Below are 19,833 nucleotides of genomic sequence, written 5' to 3' on the forward strand. Positions count from 1 at the left end.
CTTTTTCTTGCGTAAACTGTTATTCATAAAATAAGTCTTATTGGTGTAAACTTATTTTAGGACGGGACATAAAATAAATAAAAGCCTCACTGTAAGTGAGGCTTTTTTATTCAAATAATAAATAAACTAAAGCTATTAGCTTTTTAATGCTTTTTGGATTACGGTATGTGTGTCATGTGCCTTAGCAAGTTTAGCCCAGTCTAAAGCAGTTCTTCCATAATCAGATTTTACCTTTATTTTCGCTCCATTTTCTATTAATAATGAAGCAATTTTAGATTGATTATACCTAGCAGCAAACATTAATGGAGTTAATCCACCAGATTTTTTGTTAACATTCTCACCGTTTTCAATCATTGCTTTTACAGCATCATAATTTCCAGATTGAATTAATTTACAAAACGGACTTACTTTTACATAATTTGTTTCATAATTTGTAGAATTTTCAGTAATGGTGTTTGCAGTTGCAGAGAAAGTTACTGCTGCTAATACTAAGATTGATAAAACAACTTTTTTCATGGTTTTAGAGTTTTTAAATTAATAGTAGTGTTTGCTTATAAGACTCCGTTTTTTATTTTTTGTTGCATCTTAAAATAACAATTAACGTAATAATAACACTTTTAAACATTTGTTTAACATTACTGACAATCAATTAAATATGTTAAAAATTTATATTTTTTTTCTCCTATTTAATTGTGTGCATAACTAACTGATATAAAAAGAGTTAAATAATGTTAAATTTTTTAGTTTATTTTTAATAAATTCACAATCAATAATTTAAAACCGAAACTATGAGTAAAAAATTATTGTATCTAATAGGTATTGGTATTACCATACTTATCGGAACATATTTTTATTGGTTACTTTGTTGTAAAGCTTGTGAAGAAGAGGCAACAAATAATCAGGTTACCAAAGAAATAAAAGAACTTACAACACCAAAGCAAAAGCCAGCTACTTATAATGCTTTTGTTGTTAATGATGTTGATGGAAAAAAAATTATAAATACTTCAGATAACTTTAATTTTGAAGCCTCAGGATTACAATTCATAAAACCAGTTACTGCGGTTTTAGATACAGAAATATCTAATTTAAAAGAGTATTTAAGTGTAAATGCAGATAAAACTATTGCAATTGAAGGTTTTTACACTTCATCAGAAACCAATGTTTCTGCATTTCCTAATTTAGGGTTAGCCCGCGCAAATGCAGTTAAAAATTATTTTGTTTCTAAAGGAATACCTTCAGCAATTATGAATACATCAGGAACATTAAATGATAATTTAGTTGCAGATTCTTTGCAAGTTTTTCATGGTCCGTTAGCATTTACCCTTTTACAGAAAAAAGATAATTCAGATGCTATTAATCAACTTACACAAGAATTAAAAGACAATCCTTTAATTCTCAATTTTAAGACTGGTCAAGCCAATATAAACTTAACCAATGAACAGCGAGAATATTTTGCTAAAGTAGCTAGGTATTTAGATAAAGTTCCAGAAGGTAAGATTAATGTTACAGGTCATACAGACAGTCAGGGAGATGCCGACTTAAATCTAAAGTTAGGTTTAGATAGGGCCAATTTTGCAAAAAACTATCTCATAAAAAATGCAACAATACCTGCAGATAAAATAGCTGTTTTTTCTAAAGGCGAAGCTGAGCCCATTGCAGATAATTCTACTTCAGAAGGTCAAGCAAAAAATAGACGAACTGTAATTTCAATTAAATAACTAACCTTAAAAAAAAATTATTCATGAATTGGTGTATACTTATTCCGTTACTTGTAGGATTAATTTCTGCTATTTTAGGATATTTGTTAGGAAGACTTTTTGGTTATAAAAATAATGAATCTGAAACCTATATTGCCAGAATTTCTCAATTAGAATCAGATTTGGAAGCCTGCAAAAAAAGTAGAAATACTTTAGAAAATGACTTACAATCTGCTAAAGATAGTATTACTAAATTATCTGCAGATGACGATGTTCATATTTCTTCGTTTTCTGTCCCTGTTAAAGACGTACCAGCAGTATTTTTTAGTGCCGATGCCGCTAAAGCAGCTTTTGGTAAAAAAGTTAAACAAGATGATTTGAAAATAGTAGAAGGTATTGGACCTAAAATAGAACAGTTATTTCATGGTTTTGAGATTAAAACATGGAAAGCTTTAAGTGAAACTTCTGTAGAAAAATGTAAAGAAGTTTTAAAAAGTGGTGGAGATCGTTTTAAAATGCACAATCCAGGAACATGGCCTAAACAAGCTCAATTAGCTTACGAAGGTAAGTGGAAAGAGCTTGTAGAATGGCAAGATAAATTAGATGGCGGAAAAGCTTAAAAATAAAAACCACAACATATGTTGTGGTTTTTTAATGGTATTTTACTTTTCGTAAAACTCTAATAACATCCTTATACTTAATGTACGTTATTTTATCTTCTAGATTTTTAATATAATCTTTAGCTTTTTCTAATCGTTCTATAGCATCTAAATATCCGTTGAGGTAACAAATCAAATAATTATTAGGAAGCTTAAAAACATCTTCATGTTCTGTAACTGATAACGAAATATTTCTTTCTATTTTACTTACAATAGCATTGCAATTATTATAAATATGTTCAATTATATCTGGATTGTATACAGGCGGGTCAAAAAGATAGTTTTTAATAATTTCTAGTTTTCCGTTTTCTTTAAAATGAATAATAGTTTTTTCTAACGGATAATGAGTTTCATCTTTTTCTAAACCTAAGGTTATAAATTCTGTAATTATAAATGAATGATTGTTGTATTTTATTTGAACCTCATCTAAAGAAGAATAAAACAACTGAACTTGTTCATTAATTAATTCAATATCAACCCTAGAAAAAAAAGCTTGATCATTTCTTATAGTTTTTTTACCAGCCCAACACAATACAAATTGTTCGTTAAATACTTTGTATTGAGGGTTATATTCATTTTTATGTTTATTAAAAAAATCAAAAACACCATCTAAAGTAAGTTGAATGTTGTTATTAGCATTTTTTTCTAAAGAGGTAACAATTTGTTTATTGCTATTTTTTAATTGAAAATCTGTAGTTGCAGGTATTGAGTTGCTACCTTGCCTGTAAAAAATAGTTCCTTTTTTATATTTCCATGCATTTTTAGCTAATGATGAAATTAAGTTATTAGGATAAATTGTTACTAAACCAACTACTTTATACCTTGGTAAGCCTGGAAAAGGAACGTTTTCGTAAGCTATTTTAGGAGGATTTTTTAAATAGGCATTTACTAAGTTTTGAATTTTACTATCATCAAAAAAATCTACACCAACAATGGTATTTTCTTCATCTTCAATACCAATAACAATGTAAGATTTATTTTCAGGGTTTGAGTTAGATAATGCACAAATGTGTTTTATAAACTTAGCTTTGCCTTCTTTGCTATCTAACAACAAACGCTCTTTTTTGTCGTAAAAACTATTTTCATCATTATGAGTTAATAAGTTTTTTATTAAAAGGCGTTTGTTGATCATGATTTAAGCTGTTTTTACTCCTCTACTTTTTTCTAGTAAGTAAAACCAATCTTCTATTTCTAAATTAATTTTATCTGCAATAACTGCATTTTTTAATCGTGTTTTATTGGTGGTACCTACTACTGGAATTACATTTGCGGGATGCATAAAAATCCATGCTAATAATAACTGATTAGGAGTTGCATTATATTTTTTAGATAAGTCATGTAAAGCTTCTATAATTCTGTTAGTTTGTGGAGTTTCTTCTCTAAAAGCACTTCCTAACGGGCTCCAACACATTGGTTGTATTTGGTTAGTTGTAAAATAGTCTAAAGTTCCATCAAACATAGGAGTTGTTTGTGTTAAAGAAAACTCTATTTGATTGGATGTAATTGGTATTTCAGTTTGAATTAAATCCATCTGACTAGCAGTAAAGTTAGAAACACCAAAGTCAATTATTTTTCCATCTTTTTGAAGTTTATCTACAGCTTCTTTAATTTCATCAGCTTTCATTAACGGACTAGGTCTGTGTAATAAAAGAACATCTAAATAATCAGTATTTAATTTTTGTAGCGATTGCTCAACACTCCAAATAATATATTCTTTGGAATAATTGTAATGTTTTACTCTATTATCTCTAGATTTACCTACATATTGAATGCCACATTTAGAGATTATTTGAACATCTTTTCTTGCAATACCACTTTTAGTAAAAGCTTTACCAAAAGCAGCTTCTGTAGTATAATCACCATAAATATCTGCATGATCAAAAGAGGTAATACCATGTTCTACACAATATTCCATCAATTCAATCATAGCGTCTGTTGATAATTGTTTACCCCATTCACCCCATGACATGCATCCGGCGATAATATTTGATAGTTTAGTTTTCATTTTTATGTAAAATTGTAGCACTTGCCTGTGCTGTTGGATATACTACTAAATCTTCAATATTTACATGATACGGTCTTGTTACTACAAAGTGAATTATATCTGCTATATCCTCTGCTTGTAGTGCCTTGTATCCTTTATAAACATTTTGTGCACGAGAAGTATCGCCTTTAAAACGAACTTCTGAAAAATTAGTTTCAACTGCACCAGGATGTATACCACTTACTCTAATATTATGTTTATTTAAATCTATTCTCATGGATTTATTTAAGGCATTTACGGCATGTTTAGATGCACAGTATACATTTCCGTTAGGATATACTTCTTTGCCTGCAATAGAGCCAATATTTACAATAAAACCACTATTATTTGTTATCATTTGAGGTATTATTGCTTTTGATACATATAAAAGACCTTTTACATTTCCATCTATTAAACTCATTGTTATATTTGTTTGTATAAAGGTAAAATATTTAATGTAAATGATATGTTATAAAAAAGAAAAAACCGCCCCTCTTGGGAGCGGTCCTTCTTGAATTGGTTAAAAATAACCAACCAAAAATCAACTAACCAAACTTTATTTTAAATATTTTTCTTTACTCTTTCTTATTATTTTAGTACGTTTTCTTCCGTTATTCCTTACAATATCTTTGGTATTTTCTTTACCATTTTCATTTTTTAAGTATTGTAAAAAGCCTCTACCTCTAAAGGTATAATAGGTACCAGATGTTGTGTGAAATAATCTTATTTCGTTGTCATTTAAAACGGTTAACTCAAAGTATTCATTATCTCCACCATCATAATTTAATGTTAAACCTTTTAAGTTGTTTTCTCCAATAATGTTAAACACCTCATAGCTACCAACATAGTCCCAATATATATTGTCAATATTCGTGCCATTTGGATCGTGTGATGAATAAAAAGTTGTAGTATTTTCTGGAGTAAACTGTAAATAATTTTCTTCGTCAAACGCGTTGTTATTTACTTGAATAGTGTTTGTTTTTTCCCAAGCTACATATTCTTGTAAAAAATATTCAATATTATCATAAAATAATCTAACGTAATCAAAAGTATTTGTTTGATAACCTATTAAATAATAACTCACATTTTGATTTAAATCATCTATTCTAATTTCATTATTACTAATTACAACTACATCAAAATCAAAGTATCCATCAATATCATGTCTAGTTTCTAAATAACCGTCAAAAGTACTGTAGTTACCAACCATTATACCTAAACCATTACCTGTAAATCCAATATCAACAATATTATTATTGGCATACATTCTTCCGTTTAAAAAAGATACTGTAAAGGCTCTTGATAAAAATGGCACATCACCTGTACCGGTTGTTCTGTGGTAGTCTATATACCATAAATCGTATCCAGATACAACTTCTTCTAGAGGAATAAAATCATCATCATTATTATTAACTACAACACATGATGTGAATAGTATGCTAGATATTAGTATTAATGCAAGTAATTTTAAAGTTCTCATAAGCGTTGGTTTTACGGTTACACTTTTATAGTTTCAAAATGTATGCCAAAAAATAAAGCCACTTTAAAAAAGCGGCTCATAAATGGTTTCTAAATGGGTGTTTTTTATTGATACATTACTTTTTTACCTTGTGTAAGGTTGGTAATTTTAAAGTATTTAGTTGTATTGTTTTCTTTGTAAGAAATTATTGCTTCATTGTCTTTTAGTTCAAACGGAAAATTAGATGTTACATTTGGTAAGGTATTTCCGTATTCACCAGCAGTATCTTTTTGTAATTGTAAGTCTTTTTTACTGTTTACAGATGAAGTATTGAATTGAGCCATTACTATTTTTTCAGCATCATTTCCTTTAAAACTAACCGCAGCTTTTTTCCCTTTGTAATAAATTGAATCAAAAGCAATGGTTTTTGGCGCAGTGTAATAAACAGTTACATTAATTCCGCTAACACCTTCCATACCACCAACCCAATTGGTATAAGTTGTCTTTGTAATGGTAAAAGGAGGATTTGTTACAAGTTTTTTACTAGCACATTGCGTGATTCCTAAAGTTATTAATAGTAGACTTAAAAGTTTTATTAATTTCATAAAAATATTTTTAAAATGACATTCAACCACTATGCCAAGGTACAAATTTTATGATTATAAAATTGTTTTAACTAGTTTTACTAAATGATGAATTTTAGTTACTGGGAGCTTAAAGAATGGTTTTCAAATATAGATTATACAATAATTGGTAGTGGGATAGTTGGTTTAAATTGTGCTTTACAATTAAAAAACAAATACCCATCCGCCAAAATTATTATAGTAGAAAAAGGATTGTTACCTCAAGGTGCTAGTACCAAAAATGCTGGTTTTGCTTGTTTTGGAAGTCTTTCTGAATTATTAGATGATTTAGAATCTCATTCTGAGCAAGAAGTGTTAAATTTAGTAATTAAAAGATGGGAAGGTTTACAATTATTACGAAAAAACTTAGGAGACAAAGCTATAGACTTTCAGCAACACAAAGGATTTGAATTGTTTAATGACGATGCTTTTTTTACTAAATGTGTAGCACAGAAAGATAAAATTAATCAATTACTAAAACCAATTTTTTCTTCTGACGTATTTACGTTGTCTGATAATACTTTTAAATTTAAAAATATTCATAACACTTATGTTGTTAATAACTTTGAAGGACAAATTGATACTGGAAAAATGATGCATCATTTACTACAAAAAGTTCAGCATTTAGGTATAAAAATAGTTAACAATATTTCTGTAGAAAGTTTTAATGAAAAGAATACAGGTGTTGAGGTTTTTACAGATAAATTATCTTTTCAAACTCAAAAATTACTTATTGCTACAAATGGTTTTGCTAACAAACTTTTAAATGAAGATATTGAGCCTGCAAGAGCACAAGTATTAATAACAAAACCGATTAAAAATTTACCTATTAAAGGAACTTTTCATTTAGATAAAGGATATTATTACTTTAGAAATATTAATGATAGAATCCTTTTTGGAGGAGGAAGAAATCTTGATTTTTCTAAAGAAAACACAACAGAATTTGGAACCACAACCCTGATTCAAGAATCTTTAGAAAATATTTTACATACGGTTATTTTACCAGAAATTCCTTTTGAAATAGCGCATAGATGGAGTGGAATAATGGGCGTAGGAAATCAAAAAAAGTCTATTGTTAAACCAATATCAAATAATGTGTTTTGTGGTGTTCGTTTAGGAGGTATGGGAGTTGCAATAGGTAGTTTAGTAGGGAAGGAGTTAGCCGATTTAGTATGAATATAAAAGAAGAATTATACAACGCCTGCTGTGCGTATGTTATTAAAAAAGAGAAAACTGTTAAAGATATCATTTCATCAAATCAAAAAGCATTACAATCAGAAACTAAAAGTTCTGCTGGAGATAAGCATGAAACAGGACGAGCTATGTTACAGTTAGAAATGGAAAAAGCAAGTCAGCAAATAGCTGTGGTAGCTGCCATGAAAGAAACCTTAGCTAAAGTTAATTTTAATACAACAAATAAGATTGTAAGCTTAGGTAGTTTAGTTACTACTAATTTAGCAAACTATTATTTTGCTGTAGGAGCTGGACAAATTCTTATTAATGATAACATGTATTTTGCCATATCTGTAGCCTCGCCAATTGGCAGTTTATTGTTAGGAAAACAACAAGGTGATTCTGTATTATTTAATGGTAAAAATATTATTATTAAGCATGTTGAATGATTGAAAATGAAATACTTGTGTTTTCTTTAATTTCTAGTGAATTTGCAACAAATAACGTTTGGTTATTATAATCAACTTCAATTAACCAGTAATATCCTTTAAAATATGCGTTTTTAACAACACCGCTATAATTTCCTTGATTATCAATTTTAATTTGATGCGGATACAATAAAAATTCTTTATGATCTATTGTAAATACATTTACATCATCAAATAAAGCAGCAACATACGTAGTTTTTGGATTTTTATATAATTGTTTTGGGTGCGCATGTGCAACTATTGTATTATTTTGAATTACAATCATGTCATCAGCAAAAGATAAAGCATCATTACCATCATGAGTAGCTACTATGCAAGCTATGTTTTTTTGTTTTAAGTAAGCAAATAATTTTCTTCTTAATGAGTTTTTTTTAAAATTATCTATTTGACTAAAAGGCTCATCTAATAATAAAAGCTCAGGTTCTTTTGCTAAAGCTTTAGCAATTGCTACACGTTGTTGCTGACCACCACTTAGCGTTTTTACTTTTACATCAGCAAAATCGGACATTTCTATTACCTCTAAAAGCTCTTGAGTTCTTTTTTGAGCTTCTTTGGGATAAAATCTTGATAGATATTTTGAAATATTCTCTGCTACCGAGGTATAAGGCATTAGATCAAAATTTTGAGGAACATACTTAAAAAACTCCATTCCTGGAACTAAATGATGCGCAGGACCTAAAATCTGTACATCATTCCAAAATAAAGTACCATTTGTAGCATCTAACAAGCCATAAATTACTTTTAATAAAGTAGATTTTCCGCATCCACTTTCTCCCATAATACATAAATGTGCTCCTTTTTGTAAGGTAAAATTGATGTTTTTTAAAACCGGAGGTTGCTTCTTGTACTGAAATGTAAGATTATTAACTTGTAGCATAGGTGCAAAGTTAATTAACTTGTACAAAAAGAAAAACCGACATTATTAATGTCGGTTTTGATGTTTATACGTTTCTTTCTATATACCTGATAATGCTTTTAGCAATATCTTTTTGTGTTGCTTTTTCTATACCTTCAAGTCCAGGTGAAGAATTTACCTCTAAGATTAACGGACCTCTGTCTGACTGTAACATATCTACACCAGCAACTCCAAGTCCCATTACCTTTGCTGCTTTTAAAGCTGCATTTTCTTCTTCTTCAGATAGTTCAATAATTTCTGCAGTTCCACCTCTATGAAGATTCGATCTAAACTCACCTTCTTTACCTTGTCTTTTCATAGCACCAACTACAACACCATCTACAACAAAAGCTCTAATATCTGCTCCTTTAGCTTCTTTAATAAACTCTTGAACAATTACTCTAGCTTGAAGTCCATTAAAAGCCTCTAATACAGATTCTGCTGCTTTTTTTGTTTCAGCTAATACCACACCAAGTCCTTGAGTACCTTCTAATAATTTAATAATTAACGGAGCACCACCTACTTTTTTAATTACTTCAGATGTGTCTTTAGAATAATTAGTAAAAACAGTTTTTGGTAACCCAAGGTTAGCTCTAGATAATATTTGTAAGCTTCTTAGTTTGTCTCTTGATCTAACTAATGCTTGCGATTCAACAACAGAAAAGGCTTTCATCATTTCAAATTGTCTAACCACAGCAGTTCCATAAAAAGTAACAGAGGCCCCAATTCTAGGTATTATAGCATCTACATCAGTAATTAATTCATTGTTGTATACTATGGCAGGTTTTTTCTTTTCAATAATTAAATCACACTTTGTATGATCTAATATTAACATTTCGTGTTTTCTTTTTACACCTGCTTCGTGTAAACGTTTAGTAGAGTATAATTTTGGGTTTCTAGATAGAATTACAATCTTCATTATGTTATTTTATATTATCGGCTAAGTTTTTTTTAGACACATCTACTACAAACTTTTTAGTTAAAAATTTTCGTCCTATTAAAACAGGATAGCTCATTTTAGACCTGTTTGCTAAGGAAAATTCAACACGGTAACGTTTTCCAAAAAAGAGTACCGAGGTTTTTACCAAGTATCGTTTTTGAATTTTACCGTTAGAACTACGAACCTTTTTTATTTTATAATTAGTAGTAGTTATTAATTGATTATTATATTTTTCTGTTTTTGGGCATAAAAGTTTAAACGCTAATTGCCCATCTTTTTCAACAATATGTTTGCAATGAATAGAGGAGGTATATGCACCGGTATCAACTTTAACAGGCAAATCTTCTATATTCCATACTGGAAAAGTTGCTGTTTCAACTCGTCCTATTGTTTTCATTTACAAATAAATAATAGTGTTATAAAGATAATTATTTGGCATAAAAAAACCGATACAAATGTATCGGTTTTTATAATTGAAAAAACAAGTTTACCAAATTTTTACTCTTTCTTCTGGTTTTAAGTACATTTTGTCTCCTTCTTTAATATCAAATGCTTCATAAAAAGCATCTACATTTTTAAGAGGTACATATGCACGGAACATTCCAGGAGCATGTGGGTCTGTTTTTATTTGATTTTTTAACGCTTCTGGACGAGATTTAATTCTCCATACTGTTGCCCAAGACATAAAGAAACGTTGCTCAGGAGTATAACCGTCTATCTTTTCTGGTTTACCGTTTTTACTGTAGAAAATTTGTAACCCTTCATAAGCAGCATTTACACCACCTAAATCTCCGATATTTTCACCTAAGGTAAAAGTACCATTTACGTGAACATCGTCAATAGCTACTAAATCATCATATTGTTTAATTAAGGCTTTACCTTCTGCTGCAAATTTTTCAGCGTCTTCAGGAGTCCACCAGTTGTTTAAGTTTCCGTCACCGTCAAAACGAGATCCAGAATCATCAAAACTATGAGAGATTTCATGTCCAATTACGGCTCCAATTCCACCATAGTTTACAGCTTCATCTGCTTTATAGTTGTAAAAAGGAGGCTGTAAAATAGCTGCAGGGAACACAATTTCATTATTTACTGGGTTAAAGTAAGCATTCACTGTTTGAGGAGACATTCCCCATTCTGTTCTATCTACAGGCTTTCCTAATTTTTCCATGTTTTTGTAGTAGTTCCATTTTGTAACATTCATAGCGTTATCAAAATAACTTCCACCATCTTTCACACCTTTAACTTGCAATTCTGAATAGTCTTTCCATTTATCTGGATACGCTATTTTAACAGTTAATTTGTTTAATTTTTCTAAAGCTTTTTGCTTAGTAGAATCTCCCATCCAAGTTAAACCACCAATACGCTTTTCAAATCCTAAACGTACGTTGGCAATCATTTCTTCCGCCTTTTTCTTAGCTTCTGGTGGAAACATTTTTTCTACATATAGTTGACCTAATGCTTCTCCTACAGATCCATTTACAGATGCTAAAGCTCTTTCTTTACGAGGACGTTGTTCTTTTGCACCACGTAATGTTTTACTATAAAACTCCCAGCTAGCTTTTTCTAAGTTTGTTGATAGTAAACCAGATGCACCGTTGATAGCTCCCCAACGTAATAAGGTTTTCATTTCTTCTACTGAACGATTGTTAAAGATGTTGCTTAATTCTTTAAAGTAATTAACATCAGTAACAATTACTTTATCAATATCGTTAACACCAATACCTTTTAAATGTGCTTCCCAGTTAATTGCTGGTGATAACTCTTGAAGTTCAGCAACAGTCATTGGGTTGTACATTTTACGAGCATCTCTTCTTTCCTCTTTTGTCATTCTTGGTGTTGCTAAACTTTTTTCAAAGTCTACAACTAAAGCAGCATTTTTAGCAGCTACTTCTTCAGTGTCACCAAATTCAACAAACATTTTAGCTACAAAAGCTTCGTATTTTTTTAATTTTTCTTTTGTGTCTTCATCTTCATCTACATAGTAATCTCTAGATAATCCTAAACCACCAGCTCCCATGTAACCAGCGTTTACTTTACTATCTTTTAAATCATTATAAACACCAAAACCGTAAAATGGCCCACCTCCGTAAGGTGCTACATTGGTGATGTAAGTTTCAACATCGGCTTTAGATTTAATTTCATCAATTTTAGCTAGGTAAGGTTTTAAAGGATCTGTACCTTGTTGATTACGCGAAACAGTATCCATAATACTTTCAAAATAGTAAACAGCTTTTTGCTGGTCGCTATCTATTTCGTTTCCTTGTGCGTCTTTTACTTTAGGAAAATTACCTTCTTTAATAGCTTCGTCTAAGATTGCTAATACATCCGCATCTGTTTTTTTTCTTAATTCAGCAAAACTACCCCAAGAAGATCGATCATCAGGAATTTCGGTGTTTTTTTGCCAAGTACCATTTACAAAGTTGTAAAAATCTTCAGTTGGCTTTACGGTAGTGTCCATGTTTTCTAAAACAATACCTGGAACTTTTTCTTCCGGCTTGTCTTGTTTACATCCTACAACAGCTAATGAAGCTACTGCTGTAGAAAGTAACACTTTTTGAAAAGTTTTCATTTTAATTGAATTTGATTGATTTTAATTTAACGTTAACTGTAATTGTTTTCCTTCTCTTTTCATTTTTTCATCTTTTCGTTTTCCTACCATAGCACCTAATAACATTCCTATTGGAAATCCTATACCTAATAAACCAGTATTACCAGCAAAATAAGAAAATAACAGTCCAAAAGGGATTCCAAATATAGACATACCTAAAACGAACCATTGTTTTTGGTAGTATTTTTCTGAAACATACCCTGTTTCCTTTTTTACTAATTGAAGTATGTTATGTTGTTCAATAATAAGTTTATTTCTGTACTTACGTTCTGAGTTTTGAAAAGAATTAAGCACCTCAATTTTATGATTGATAACAGTTATTAAATTAGCAGGTAATTGTATCTTTTTTAAAACATCTAATGTTTTTTCTAGGTTAGAAAATGCTTTTTGAGTTGTTTCTTTTTGAGATACAATATCTACTTTACTTAATTTTAAAATCATAATAAAGGTGCTTAATTAGTTTGGTTACATTTTATAAGTATTAAAAATTAAGATATTGTTACAGTTTAGCTTTTAATTTTTGTTTTTGGAGCAACAGGTAAGTTTTCAAATCCCATATTATATAATGTAAAACCAAAAATATCTGCATATTGTTCTATGGTTTTAGCAACTGGAGTTCCAGCTCCATGTCCTGCATTTGTTTCAATTCTTATTAAAACAGGATTATCTCCTAGTTGTTTATCTTGCAGCTCAGCAGCAAATTTAAAGCTATGTGCAGGAACCACTCTGTCGTCATGATCACCAGTTGTTACTAAAGTTGCAGGATATTTTACTCCTTCTTTTACATTGTGTACTGGAGAGTATCCTTTTAAATATTCAAACATTTCTTTATTATCTTCAGCAGTACCGTAGTCGTATGCCCAACCAGCACCAGCTGTAAATGTATGGTAACGTAACATATCTAATACACCAACAGCAGGTAACGCGACTTTCATTAAATCTGGTCTTTGAGTCATGGTTGCACCAACCAATAAACCACCGTTAGAACCACCTCTTACAGCTAAATAATCTGATGAGGTATATTTGTTTTCGATTAAATATTCAGCTGCAGCAATAAAATCATCAAATACATTTTGCTTTTGCATTTTAGTACCTGCATCGTGCCATTTTTTACCGTATTCTCCACCACCACGTAAATTAGGAACTGCGTAAACACCACCTTGCTCCATCCAAACAGCATTTGCAATACTAAAACTTGGAGTTAAACTAACATTAAATCCACCATAACCGTATAAAATAGTTGGGTTTTTACCATTTAATTCTATTCCTTTTTTATAAGTAATAATCATTGGTACCTTTGTACCGTCTTTAGAGTTGTAAAATACTTGCTTACTTTCATAGGCATCAGCATTAAAAGAAATACTTGGTTTCCAATACAGTTCGTAAGTTCCGTTTTCTGGATTAAATTTATAAGATGATCCCGGAGTGTTGTAATTGGTAAAAGAGAAGTATAATTCTTTAGCATCAGTTTTTCCACCAAAGCCACTAGCAGAACCAACACCAGGTAATGTTACTTCACGAATTTGCTTTCCGTCAAAATCATATTGGTATACTTTTGAAACGGCATCTACCATATACTTAGCAAAGAAATATCCAGCACCAGTAGATGGAGAAAGTACGTTTTCTGTTTCAGGAATAAAATCTTTCCAATTTTCTGGAGAAGGATTATTAGCATCCACAGTAACTACCTTTTTATTAGGAGCATTTAGGTTTGTTACTAAATATAAAGTAGTACCTCTGTTATCTATCACATAGGTATCACTATCAAAATTATTGATAATTGGCACTAATTTGCTTGAAGGGTTGCTTAAGTCTTTTAAGAATAATTTATTTCCAGAAGTTGATGTAGAAGCAGAAATTAATAAGTATTTATCATCTTCTGTTAAATATCCACCAACATATCTATGTTTTTCTTCGGGAGTAGCACCAAAAATAACTTGATCTGATTTTTGAGGAGTTCCTAATTTATGATAATATAACTTGTGTTGGTCTGTTTTAGCAGACAATTCACTTCCTTTTGGTTTATCATAACTAGAGTAAAAGAATCCTTCATTACCTTTCCATGCAATTCCTGAAAATTTTACATCTACTAACGTATCTTCTTTTATGGTTTTTGAATCTACATCCATAATAATAACCTTACGCCAATCACTTCCTCCTTCAGAAATTGCATAGGCTAAGGTTTTACCATCTTTAGAAAAGCTAGTAGCACCTAAAGAAGTAGTACCATCTTCAGAAAAGGTATTTGGATCTAGGAAAACTTCATCGTTTCCTTCTTTATCTTTTCTATATAACACATATTGATTTTGTAAACCATTGTTTTTATAGAAATAGGTATGTTCACCTTCTTTAAAAGGAGTTCCTACTTTTTCATAATTCCATAATTCAGACAAACGTTCTTTTAATTGTTCTCTGTAAGGTATTTTACTTAAGTAATCAAAAGTAACTTCGTTTTCTGCTTTTACCCAGTTTTCAGTTTCGGTACTTCTATCATCTTCTAACCAACGATAATTGTCAGTTACTTTTGTTCCAAAGTACTCATCTACAACAGGTTTTTTGGTAGTTTCGGGGTAATTCACGGTATTGTTTTTTGCTGATTTTTTATTTTCACAGGCTGTAAACACCAAGCTTACTGTAAAAATAGGTATTAAAAGTTTTTTCATTTTTAATAAGACTGATTAGATAATTCTCTCAAAGTTAGAATAAAAATAAATTGCATTGTTACATATTAAGAGCTTTTTAACACAATAAAAACAGCTTTGTAATGTAAGCAAGGATAATACGTCTAACTTTGTAGTAAATAAATAGAGATGACTACAGTATTATCAAAAGAAAAGTTTTTAGAAAAAGTATTTAATTTCGAACAACATAAAGAATGGAAATTTGAAGGTAAAGTTCCTGCTATTATTGATTTTTATGCAGATTGGTGTGGGCCATGTAAAATGTTAGCACCCGTTTTAGAACAATTGAGTGAAGAATATGGTGAAAAAATTAACATATATAAAGTAGATACAGAGGCAGAACCAGAATTATCAGCTGCTTTTGGAATTAGAAGTATTCCATCTATGTTGTTTTGCCCAGTAGGCGAACAACCACAAATGGCTCATGGTGCATTACCTAAAGCACAAATAGAGCAAATTATTGCAGATGTTTTACAGGTTAGCAAGTAAAATATACCATTTATACATAGTTTAAGATATAGTTATAAGGTTAGAATTACCATTTACACGTAATTTTATGCCAATTATACAAAACAATGTTTAGAGTCAGTAATCTCCCATATATTTGTACCAGTACTTTAAAATATGTATTATCTAAGGTCATAAATCGTATATTGGGGATTATTCGATTATGAAAATTATAAAAGCGGCTACTCAGCCGCTTTTTATTTTTTATATAGTTTCATAATTATCATTTTAGTAAACTCTTCATGGTCAAAAATCCAAAATAAGAAACTCCCTAATAATCACTACTAGAGCGTTTTTTTAATTTTTAAATTATTGATTTTTAATTAGTTATTAAATTTATTTTCCTAGGTGATTTTTGTAAAAAATAGCTCATTTGTTAAAAACTTGTAGGGGTTTGTGAATAAGTAGCTCTTTATTTTTGATACAATTTTTCCAATCTTTGTTGTTCCCCCTACAACATAAAAAACAGCACAAAAATTATTCAAAAATGGCTACTATAGAACCTATTTTACAAGAAAACAAGGACCGATTTGTTATCTTTCCTATTCAACACAATGATTTATGGGAATGGTATAAAAAACAACAAGCATGTTTTTGGACTGCAGAAGAAATAGACTTACACTCTGACTTAAATGATTGGAATACTAAGTTAAATGATGATGAGCGCTATTTTATAAAACATATTTTAGCCTTTTTTGCTGCTTCAGACGGAATTGTGAACGAAAATTTAGCAGAAAACTTTGTAAATGAAGTTCAATATTCAGAAGCAAAATTCTTTTATGGTTTTCAAATAATGATGGAGAACATCCATTCAGAAACATATTCATTATTAATTGACACTTATATTAAAGATGAAGATGAAAAAAACAGATTATTTCAAGCTATTGAAGTTTTTCCAGCTATTAAAAAGAAAGCAGAATGGGCTTTAAAATGGATCGAATCTGATTCTTTTGCTGAAAGATTAATTGCTTTCGCTGCTGTTGAAGGTATTTTCTTTTCAGGATCTTTCTGTTCTATCTTCTGGTTAAAAAAGAGAGGTTTATTACCTGGACTAACATTTTCTAACGAATTAATTTCTAGAGATGAAGGTATGCATTGTGATTTTGCAGTTCACCTACACAACAATCATTTAGTTAATAAAGTACCTAAAGAAAGAATATCAGAAATTATAATTTCTGCGTTAGATATAGAACGAGAATTTATTACAGAATCTCTACCAGTAAGTTTAATTGGAATGAATGCAAAGTTAATGACGCAATACTTAGAGTTTGTAACAGATCGTTTATTAACGGAGTTCGGATGTGAAAAAGTATATAACGCAACCAACCCATTCGATTTTATGGAGATGATTTCTTTAGAAGGAAAAACCAATTTCTTTGAGAAAAGAGTATCAGAGTACCAAAAAGCAGGAGTAAAATCTGGAGGTACAGGATCTATCAGTTTTGATGCTGAATTCTAAAAAAATATAAAACGTATTTGTCATTTTGGACGATGGCATTTAACTAACCTTTAAAAAAAAACAAAATAAGTATGTATGTAGTAAAAAGAGACGGTAGAAGAGAGCCTGTGATGTTTGATAAAATCACGGCAAGAGTAAGAAAGATGTGTTATGGTTTAAATCCAATAGTAGATCCTGTTAAAGTTGCAATGCGTGTTATCGAAGGATTATACGATGGTGTAACTACTTCAGAGTTAGATAATTTAGCAGCAGAGGTAGCTGCTACAATGACAACCGCACATCCAGATTATGCTAAATTAGCTGCTAGAATAGCCGTTTCTAACTTACATAAAAACACTAAAAAGTCGTTTTCTGAAACCATGACCGACTTATACAACTACATTAACCCAAGAACCGGAAAAAACTCTCCGCTATTGGCAGATGATGTGTATAAAATTATCATGGATAATGCAGATAAATTAGACTCTACCATTATTTACAGTCGTGATTTTAATTACGATTACTTTGGTTTTAAAACCTTAGAAAGATCATACTTACTTAAATTAAACGGAAATATTGTTGAGCGTCCACAACAAATGTTAATGCGTGTTGCCGTTGGTATTCATAAAGAAGATATTGACGAAGCTATTGCTACATACGAGTTAATGAGTAAAAAATATTTTACCCATGCAACACCAACATTGTTTAATTCTGGAACGCCAAAGCCACAGATGTCATCATGTTTCTTATTACAAATGCAAGATGATAGCATAGATGGTATTTATGATACTTTAAAACAAACAGCTAAAATTTCTCAATCTGCAGGAGGAATAGGTTTATCTATTCATAATATTAGAGCTACAGGAAGTTATATTGCTGGTACCAACGGTACATCTAACGGAATTGTACCAATGTTACGTGTATTTAATGATACTGCACGTTATGTAGATCAAGGAGGAGGGAAGCGTAAAGGATCTTTTGCGATGTACTTAGAGCCTTGGCATGCAGATATTTATGATTTTTTAGATCTTAAAAAGAATCATGGTAAAGAAGAAATGCGTGCACGTGATTTATTCTATGCAATGTGGATTTCTGACTTATTTATGAAACGTGTGCAAGAAGATGCTGAATGGACTTTAATGTGTCCGCATGAGTGTCCGCATTTATACGATACCTACGGAGAAGAATTTGAGCGTTTATATACAAGTTATGAGCAAGCAGGTAAAGGTAGAAAAACCATTAAAGCTCGTGATTTATGGGAGAAAATATTAGAATCTCAAATAGAAACAGGTACACCGTACATGTTATATAAAGATGCTGCTAACCGTAAGTCTAATCAAAAGAATTTAGGAACCATCCGTTCTTCTAACTTGTGTACAGAAATTATGGAGTATACAGCAGAAGATGAGGTTGCTGTATGTAATTTAGCATCTATAGCAATGCCAATGTTTGTTGCTTCTGATGAAAACGGAGCTAAGTTTTTTGATCATAAAAAATTATTTAAAGTAACCAAAAAAGTAATTAGAAACTTAGATACGGTAATAGATAGAAATTACTATCCGGTAAAAGAAGCAGAAAACTCAAATATGCGTCATCGTCCGGTAGGATTAGGTATTCAAGGTTTAGCAGATGCTTTTATTATGTTGCGTTTACCATTTACCAGTGAAGAAGCAAAAAAGTTAAATCAAGAAATATTTGAAACCTTATATTTTGCTGCCGTAACTTCATCTATGGAAATAGCTAAAGCAAAAGGAGCTTATTCTACCTTCGAAGGTTCACCAATGTCACAAGGAGAGTTCCAGTATAACATGTGGGGAATTAAAGATGAAGAATTAAGCGGACGCTGGGATTGGGCTAAATTACGTAAAGACGTAATGAAAAATGGAGTTAGAAACTCTTTACTAGTAGCACCAATGCCAACAGCCTCTACCTCACAAATTTTAGGTAATAATGAAGCTTTTGAACCTTATACTTCTAATATTTATACACGTAGAGTATTATCTGGTGAGTTTATTGTAGTAAACAAACATTTATTAGAAGATTTAGTAGAATTAGGTTTATGGGATAATAATATGAAAGAAGAGATTATGCGTGCAAACGGATCTATTCAACACATAGAAAATATTCCACAAGAGCTTAAAGATTTATATAAAACAGTTTGGGAAATGAGTATGAAAGATATTATAGATATGGCTCGTCATAGAGGATATTTTATCGATCAATCTCAATCGTTAAACTTGTTTATGAAAGATCCTGACTTTGGTAAGTTAACATCTATGCATTTTTACGCTTGGAAATCAGGTTTAAAAACAGGAATGTATTATTTACGTACCAAATCAGCTGTAAACGCAAAACAGTTTACGCTAGATGTAACTAAAAAAGAAGAAGACAAGCCAATGAGCCCTGAAGAATTTAAGGCAATGGTAGACGCTTCTAAAAACGCAGGTCCGGACGATTGTTTGATGTGTGGATCATAAAAATTTTAGAATCACTTCTTGTAGAAGGGCAAGAATCTAAATTAAAAGTAGTGTATTAAAAGAGAAGTCGAAAGGCTTCTCTTTTTAAAGAAAACCTAATTTAAATTTAATAGCTGAGGTAGAAATAAGACATAAAAAAAGGGACATAATGAAATATCCCTCTTG

19 protein-coding genes are annotated in these 19,833 nt (G+C 30.6%); 7 read left to right on the forward strand and 12 right to left on the reverse strand.

Annotated features, from left to right (window positions below):
* Positions 1 to 135 precede the first annotated feature (135 nt).
* Positions 136 to 516: an ankyrin repeat domain-containing protein gene (locus tag ACFQ1U_RS05300; RefSeq protein ID WP_386106076.1), complete on the reverse strand. Its 381-nt coding sequence runs from the start codon at positions 514 to 516 to the stop codon at positions 136 to 138.
* Positions 517 to 788: 272 nt separating this feature from the next.
* On the opposite strand from ACFQ1U_RS05300, the gene ACFQ1U_RS05305 reads away from it, so the two are divergent.
* Positions 789 to 1,718, forward strand: a complete 930-nt coding sequence (locus ACFQ1U_RS05305; RefSeq protein WP_386106078.1) for an OmpA family protein — start codon at positions 789 to 791, stop codon at positions 1,716 to 1,718.
* A gap of 23 nt (positions 1,719 to 1,741) precedes the next feature.
* Entirely contained in the window at positions 1,742 to 2,317 is a 576-nt protein-coding gene (locus ACFQ1U_RS05310; RefSeq protein WP_386106080.1) for a hypothetical protein, read from the forward strand.
* A 31-nt stretch (positions 2,318 to 2,348) separates the two neighbouring features.
* Here ACFQ1U_RS05310 and ACFQ1U_RS05315 read toward each other — a convergent pair whose 3' ends face one another.
* The 5 genes from ACFQ1U_RS05315 to ACFQ1U_RS05335 all read right to left on the reverse strand — a co-directional run bounded on the left by ACFQ1U_RS05315 (position 2,349) and on the right by ACFQ1U_RS05335 (position 6,443).
* Positions 2,349 to 3,488: an ATP-binding protein gene (locus ACFQ1U_RS05315; protein WP_386106082.1), complete on the reverse strand. Its 1,140-nt coding sequence runs from the start codon at positions 3,486 to 3,488 to the stop codon at positions 2,349 to 2,351.
* Between the two features lie 3 nt (positions 3,489 to 3,491).
* Positions 3,492 to 4,361 carry an aldo/keto reductase gene (locus ACFQ1U_RS05320; RefSeq protein ID WP_386106084.1) on the reverse strand — a complete coding sequence of 290 codons (870 nt, stop codon included), beginning with the start codon at positions 4,359 to 4,361 and terminating at the stop codon, positions 3,492 to 3,494.
* Positions 4,351 to 4,845 (reverse strand): SDR family NAD(P)-dependent oxidoreductase, encoded by a 495-nt coding sequence (locus ACFQ1U_RS05325; RefSeq protein ID WP_386106132.1) that lies wholly within the window; start codon positions 4,843 to 4,845, stop codon positions 4,351 to 4,353. The genes ACFQ1U_RS05320 and ACFQ1U_RS05325 overlap by 11 nt, the downstream gene beginning before the upstream one ends.
* Before the next feature lie 90 nt (positions 4,846 to 4,935).
* Complete coding sequence (locus ACFQ1U_RS05330) at positions 4,936 to 5,859, reverse strand: hypothetical protein (protein ID WP_386106087.1); 924 nt, start codon at positions 5,857 to 5,859, stop codon at positions 4,936 to 4,938.
* 104 nt (positions 5,860 to 5,963) lie between these two features.
* A complete protein-coding gene (locus tag ACFQ1U_RS05335; protein WP_386106089.1) occupies positions 5,964 to 6,443 on the reverse strand; it encodes a hypothetical protein in 480 nt (159 codons plus the stop codon).
* 87 nt (positions 6,444 to 6,530) lie between these two features.
* Between ACFQ1U_RS05335 and ACFQ1U_RS05340 the strand changes: the two genes are divergently transcribed.
* Positions 6,531 to 7,637 (forward strand): NAD(P)/FAD-dependent oxidoreductase, encoded by a 1,107-nt coding sequence (locus tag ACFQ1U_RS05340; RefSeq protein WP_386106134.1) that lies wholly within the window; start codon positions 6,531 to 6,533, stop codon positions 7,635 to 7,637.
* Positions 7,634 to 8,083 (forward strand): 3-oxoacyl-ACP synthase, encoded by a 450-nt coding sequence (locus ACFQ1U_RS05345; RefSeq protein ID WP_386106091.1) that lies wholly within the window; start codon positions 7,634 to 7,636, stop codon positions 8,081 to 8,083. Before ACFQ1U_RS05340 ends, ACFQ1U_RS05345 begins: the two co-directional genes overlap by 4 nt.
* On the opposite strand, the gene ACFQ1U_RS05350 is transcribed toward ACFQ1U_RS05345, so the two are convergent.
* The 6 genes from ACFQ1U_RS05350 to ACFQ1U_RS05375 all read right to left on the reverse strand — a co-directional run bounded on the left by ACFQ1U_RS05350 (position 8,067) and on the right by ACFQ1U_RS05375 (position 15,228).
* Positions 8,067 to 8,999, reverse strand: coding sequence for an ABC transporter ATP-binding protein (locus ACFQ1U_RS05350; protein WP_386106093.1), 933 nt, complete (start codon positions 8,997 to 8,999; stop codon positions 8,067 to 8,069). The two genes, ACFQ1U_RS05345 and ACFQ1U_RS05350, sit on opposite strands and share 17 nt — an antisense overlap.
* 64 nt (positions 9,000 to 9,063) lie before the next feature.
* On the reverse strand, positions 9,064 to 9,936 hold the full coding sequence (gene rimK, locus ACFQ1U_RS05355; protein ID WP_386106095.1) for a 30S ribosomal protein S6--L-glutamate ligase: 873 nt from the start codon (positions 9,934 to 9,936) through the stop codon (positions 9,064 to 9,066).
* A gap of 4 nt (positions 9,937 to 9,940) precedes the next feature.
* Complete coding sequence (locus ACFQ1U_RS05360) at positions 9,941 to 10,354, reverse strand: ATP-dependent zinc protease family protein (protein WP_386106097.1); 414 nt, start codon at positions 10,352 to 10,354, stop codon at positions 9,941 to 9,943.
* A gap of 90 nt (positions 10,355 to 10,444) precedes the next feature.
* Entirely contained in the window at positions 10,445 to 12,526 is a 2,082-nt protein-coding gene (locus ACFQ1U_RS05365) for a M13 family metallopeptidase (RefSeq protein ID WP_386106099.1), read from the reverse strand.
* Positions 12,527 to 12,547: 21 nt separating this feature from the next.
* Entirely contained in the window at positions 12,548 to 13,006 is a 459-nt protein-coding gene (locus ACFQ1U_RS05370) for a hypothetical protein (RefSeq protein ID WP_386106101.1), read from the reverse strand.
* A gap of 65 nt (positions 13,007 to 13,071) precedes the next feature.
* Positions 13,072 to 15,228 carry a prolyl oligopeptidase family serine peptidase gene (locus ACFQ1U_RS05375; RefSeq protein ID WP_386106103.1) on the reverse strand — a complete coding sequence of 719 codons (2,157 nt, stop codon included), beginning with the start codon at positions 15,226 to 15,228 and terminating at the stop codon, positions 13,072 to 13,074.
* Positions 15,229 to 15,375: 147 nt separating this feature from the next.
* Between ACFQ1U_RS05375 and trxA the strand changes: the two genes are divergently transcribed.
* From trxA to ACFQ1U_RS05390, 3 genes are all read left to right on the forward strand, one after another.
* A complete protein-coding gene (gene trxA, locus ACFQ1U_RS05380; protein WP_386106105.1) occupies positions 15,376 to 15,735 on the forward strand; it encodes a thioredoxin in 360 nt (119 codons plus the stop codon).
* Positions 15,736 to 16,240: 505 nt separating this feature from the next.
* Entirely contained in the window at positions 16,241 to 17,212 is a 972-nt protein-coding gene (locus ACFQ1U_RS05385; protein ID WP_386106107.1) for a ribonucleotide-diphosphate reductase subunit beta, read from the forward strand.
* Positions 17,213 to 17,283: 71 nt separating this feature from the next.
* The gene (locus ACFQ1U_RS05390) at positions 17,284 to 19,668 is read left to right on the forward strand and encodes a ribonucleoside-diphosphate reductase subunit alpha (protein WP_386106109.1); all 2,385 of its coding nucleotides are present in this window, start codon (positions 17,284 to 17,286) and stop codon (positions 19,666 to 19,668) included.
* Positions 19,669 to 19,833 lie beyond the last annotated feature (165 nt).

This window comes from Tenacibaculum geojense (assembly GCF_042676005.1).
GTDB lineage: Bacteria > Bacteroidota > Bacteroidia > Flavobacteriales > Flavobacteriaceae > Polaribacter > Polaribacter geojense.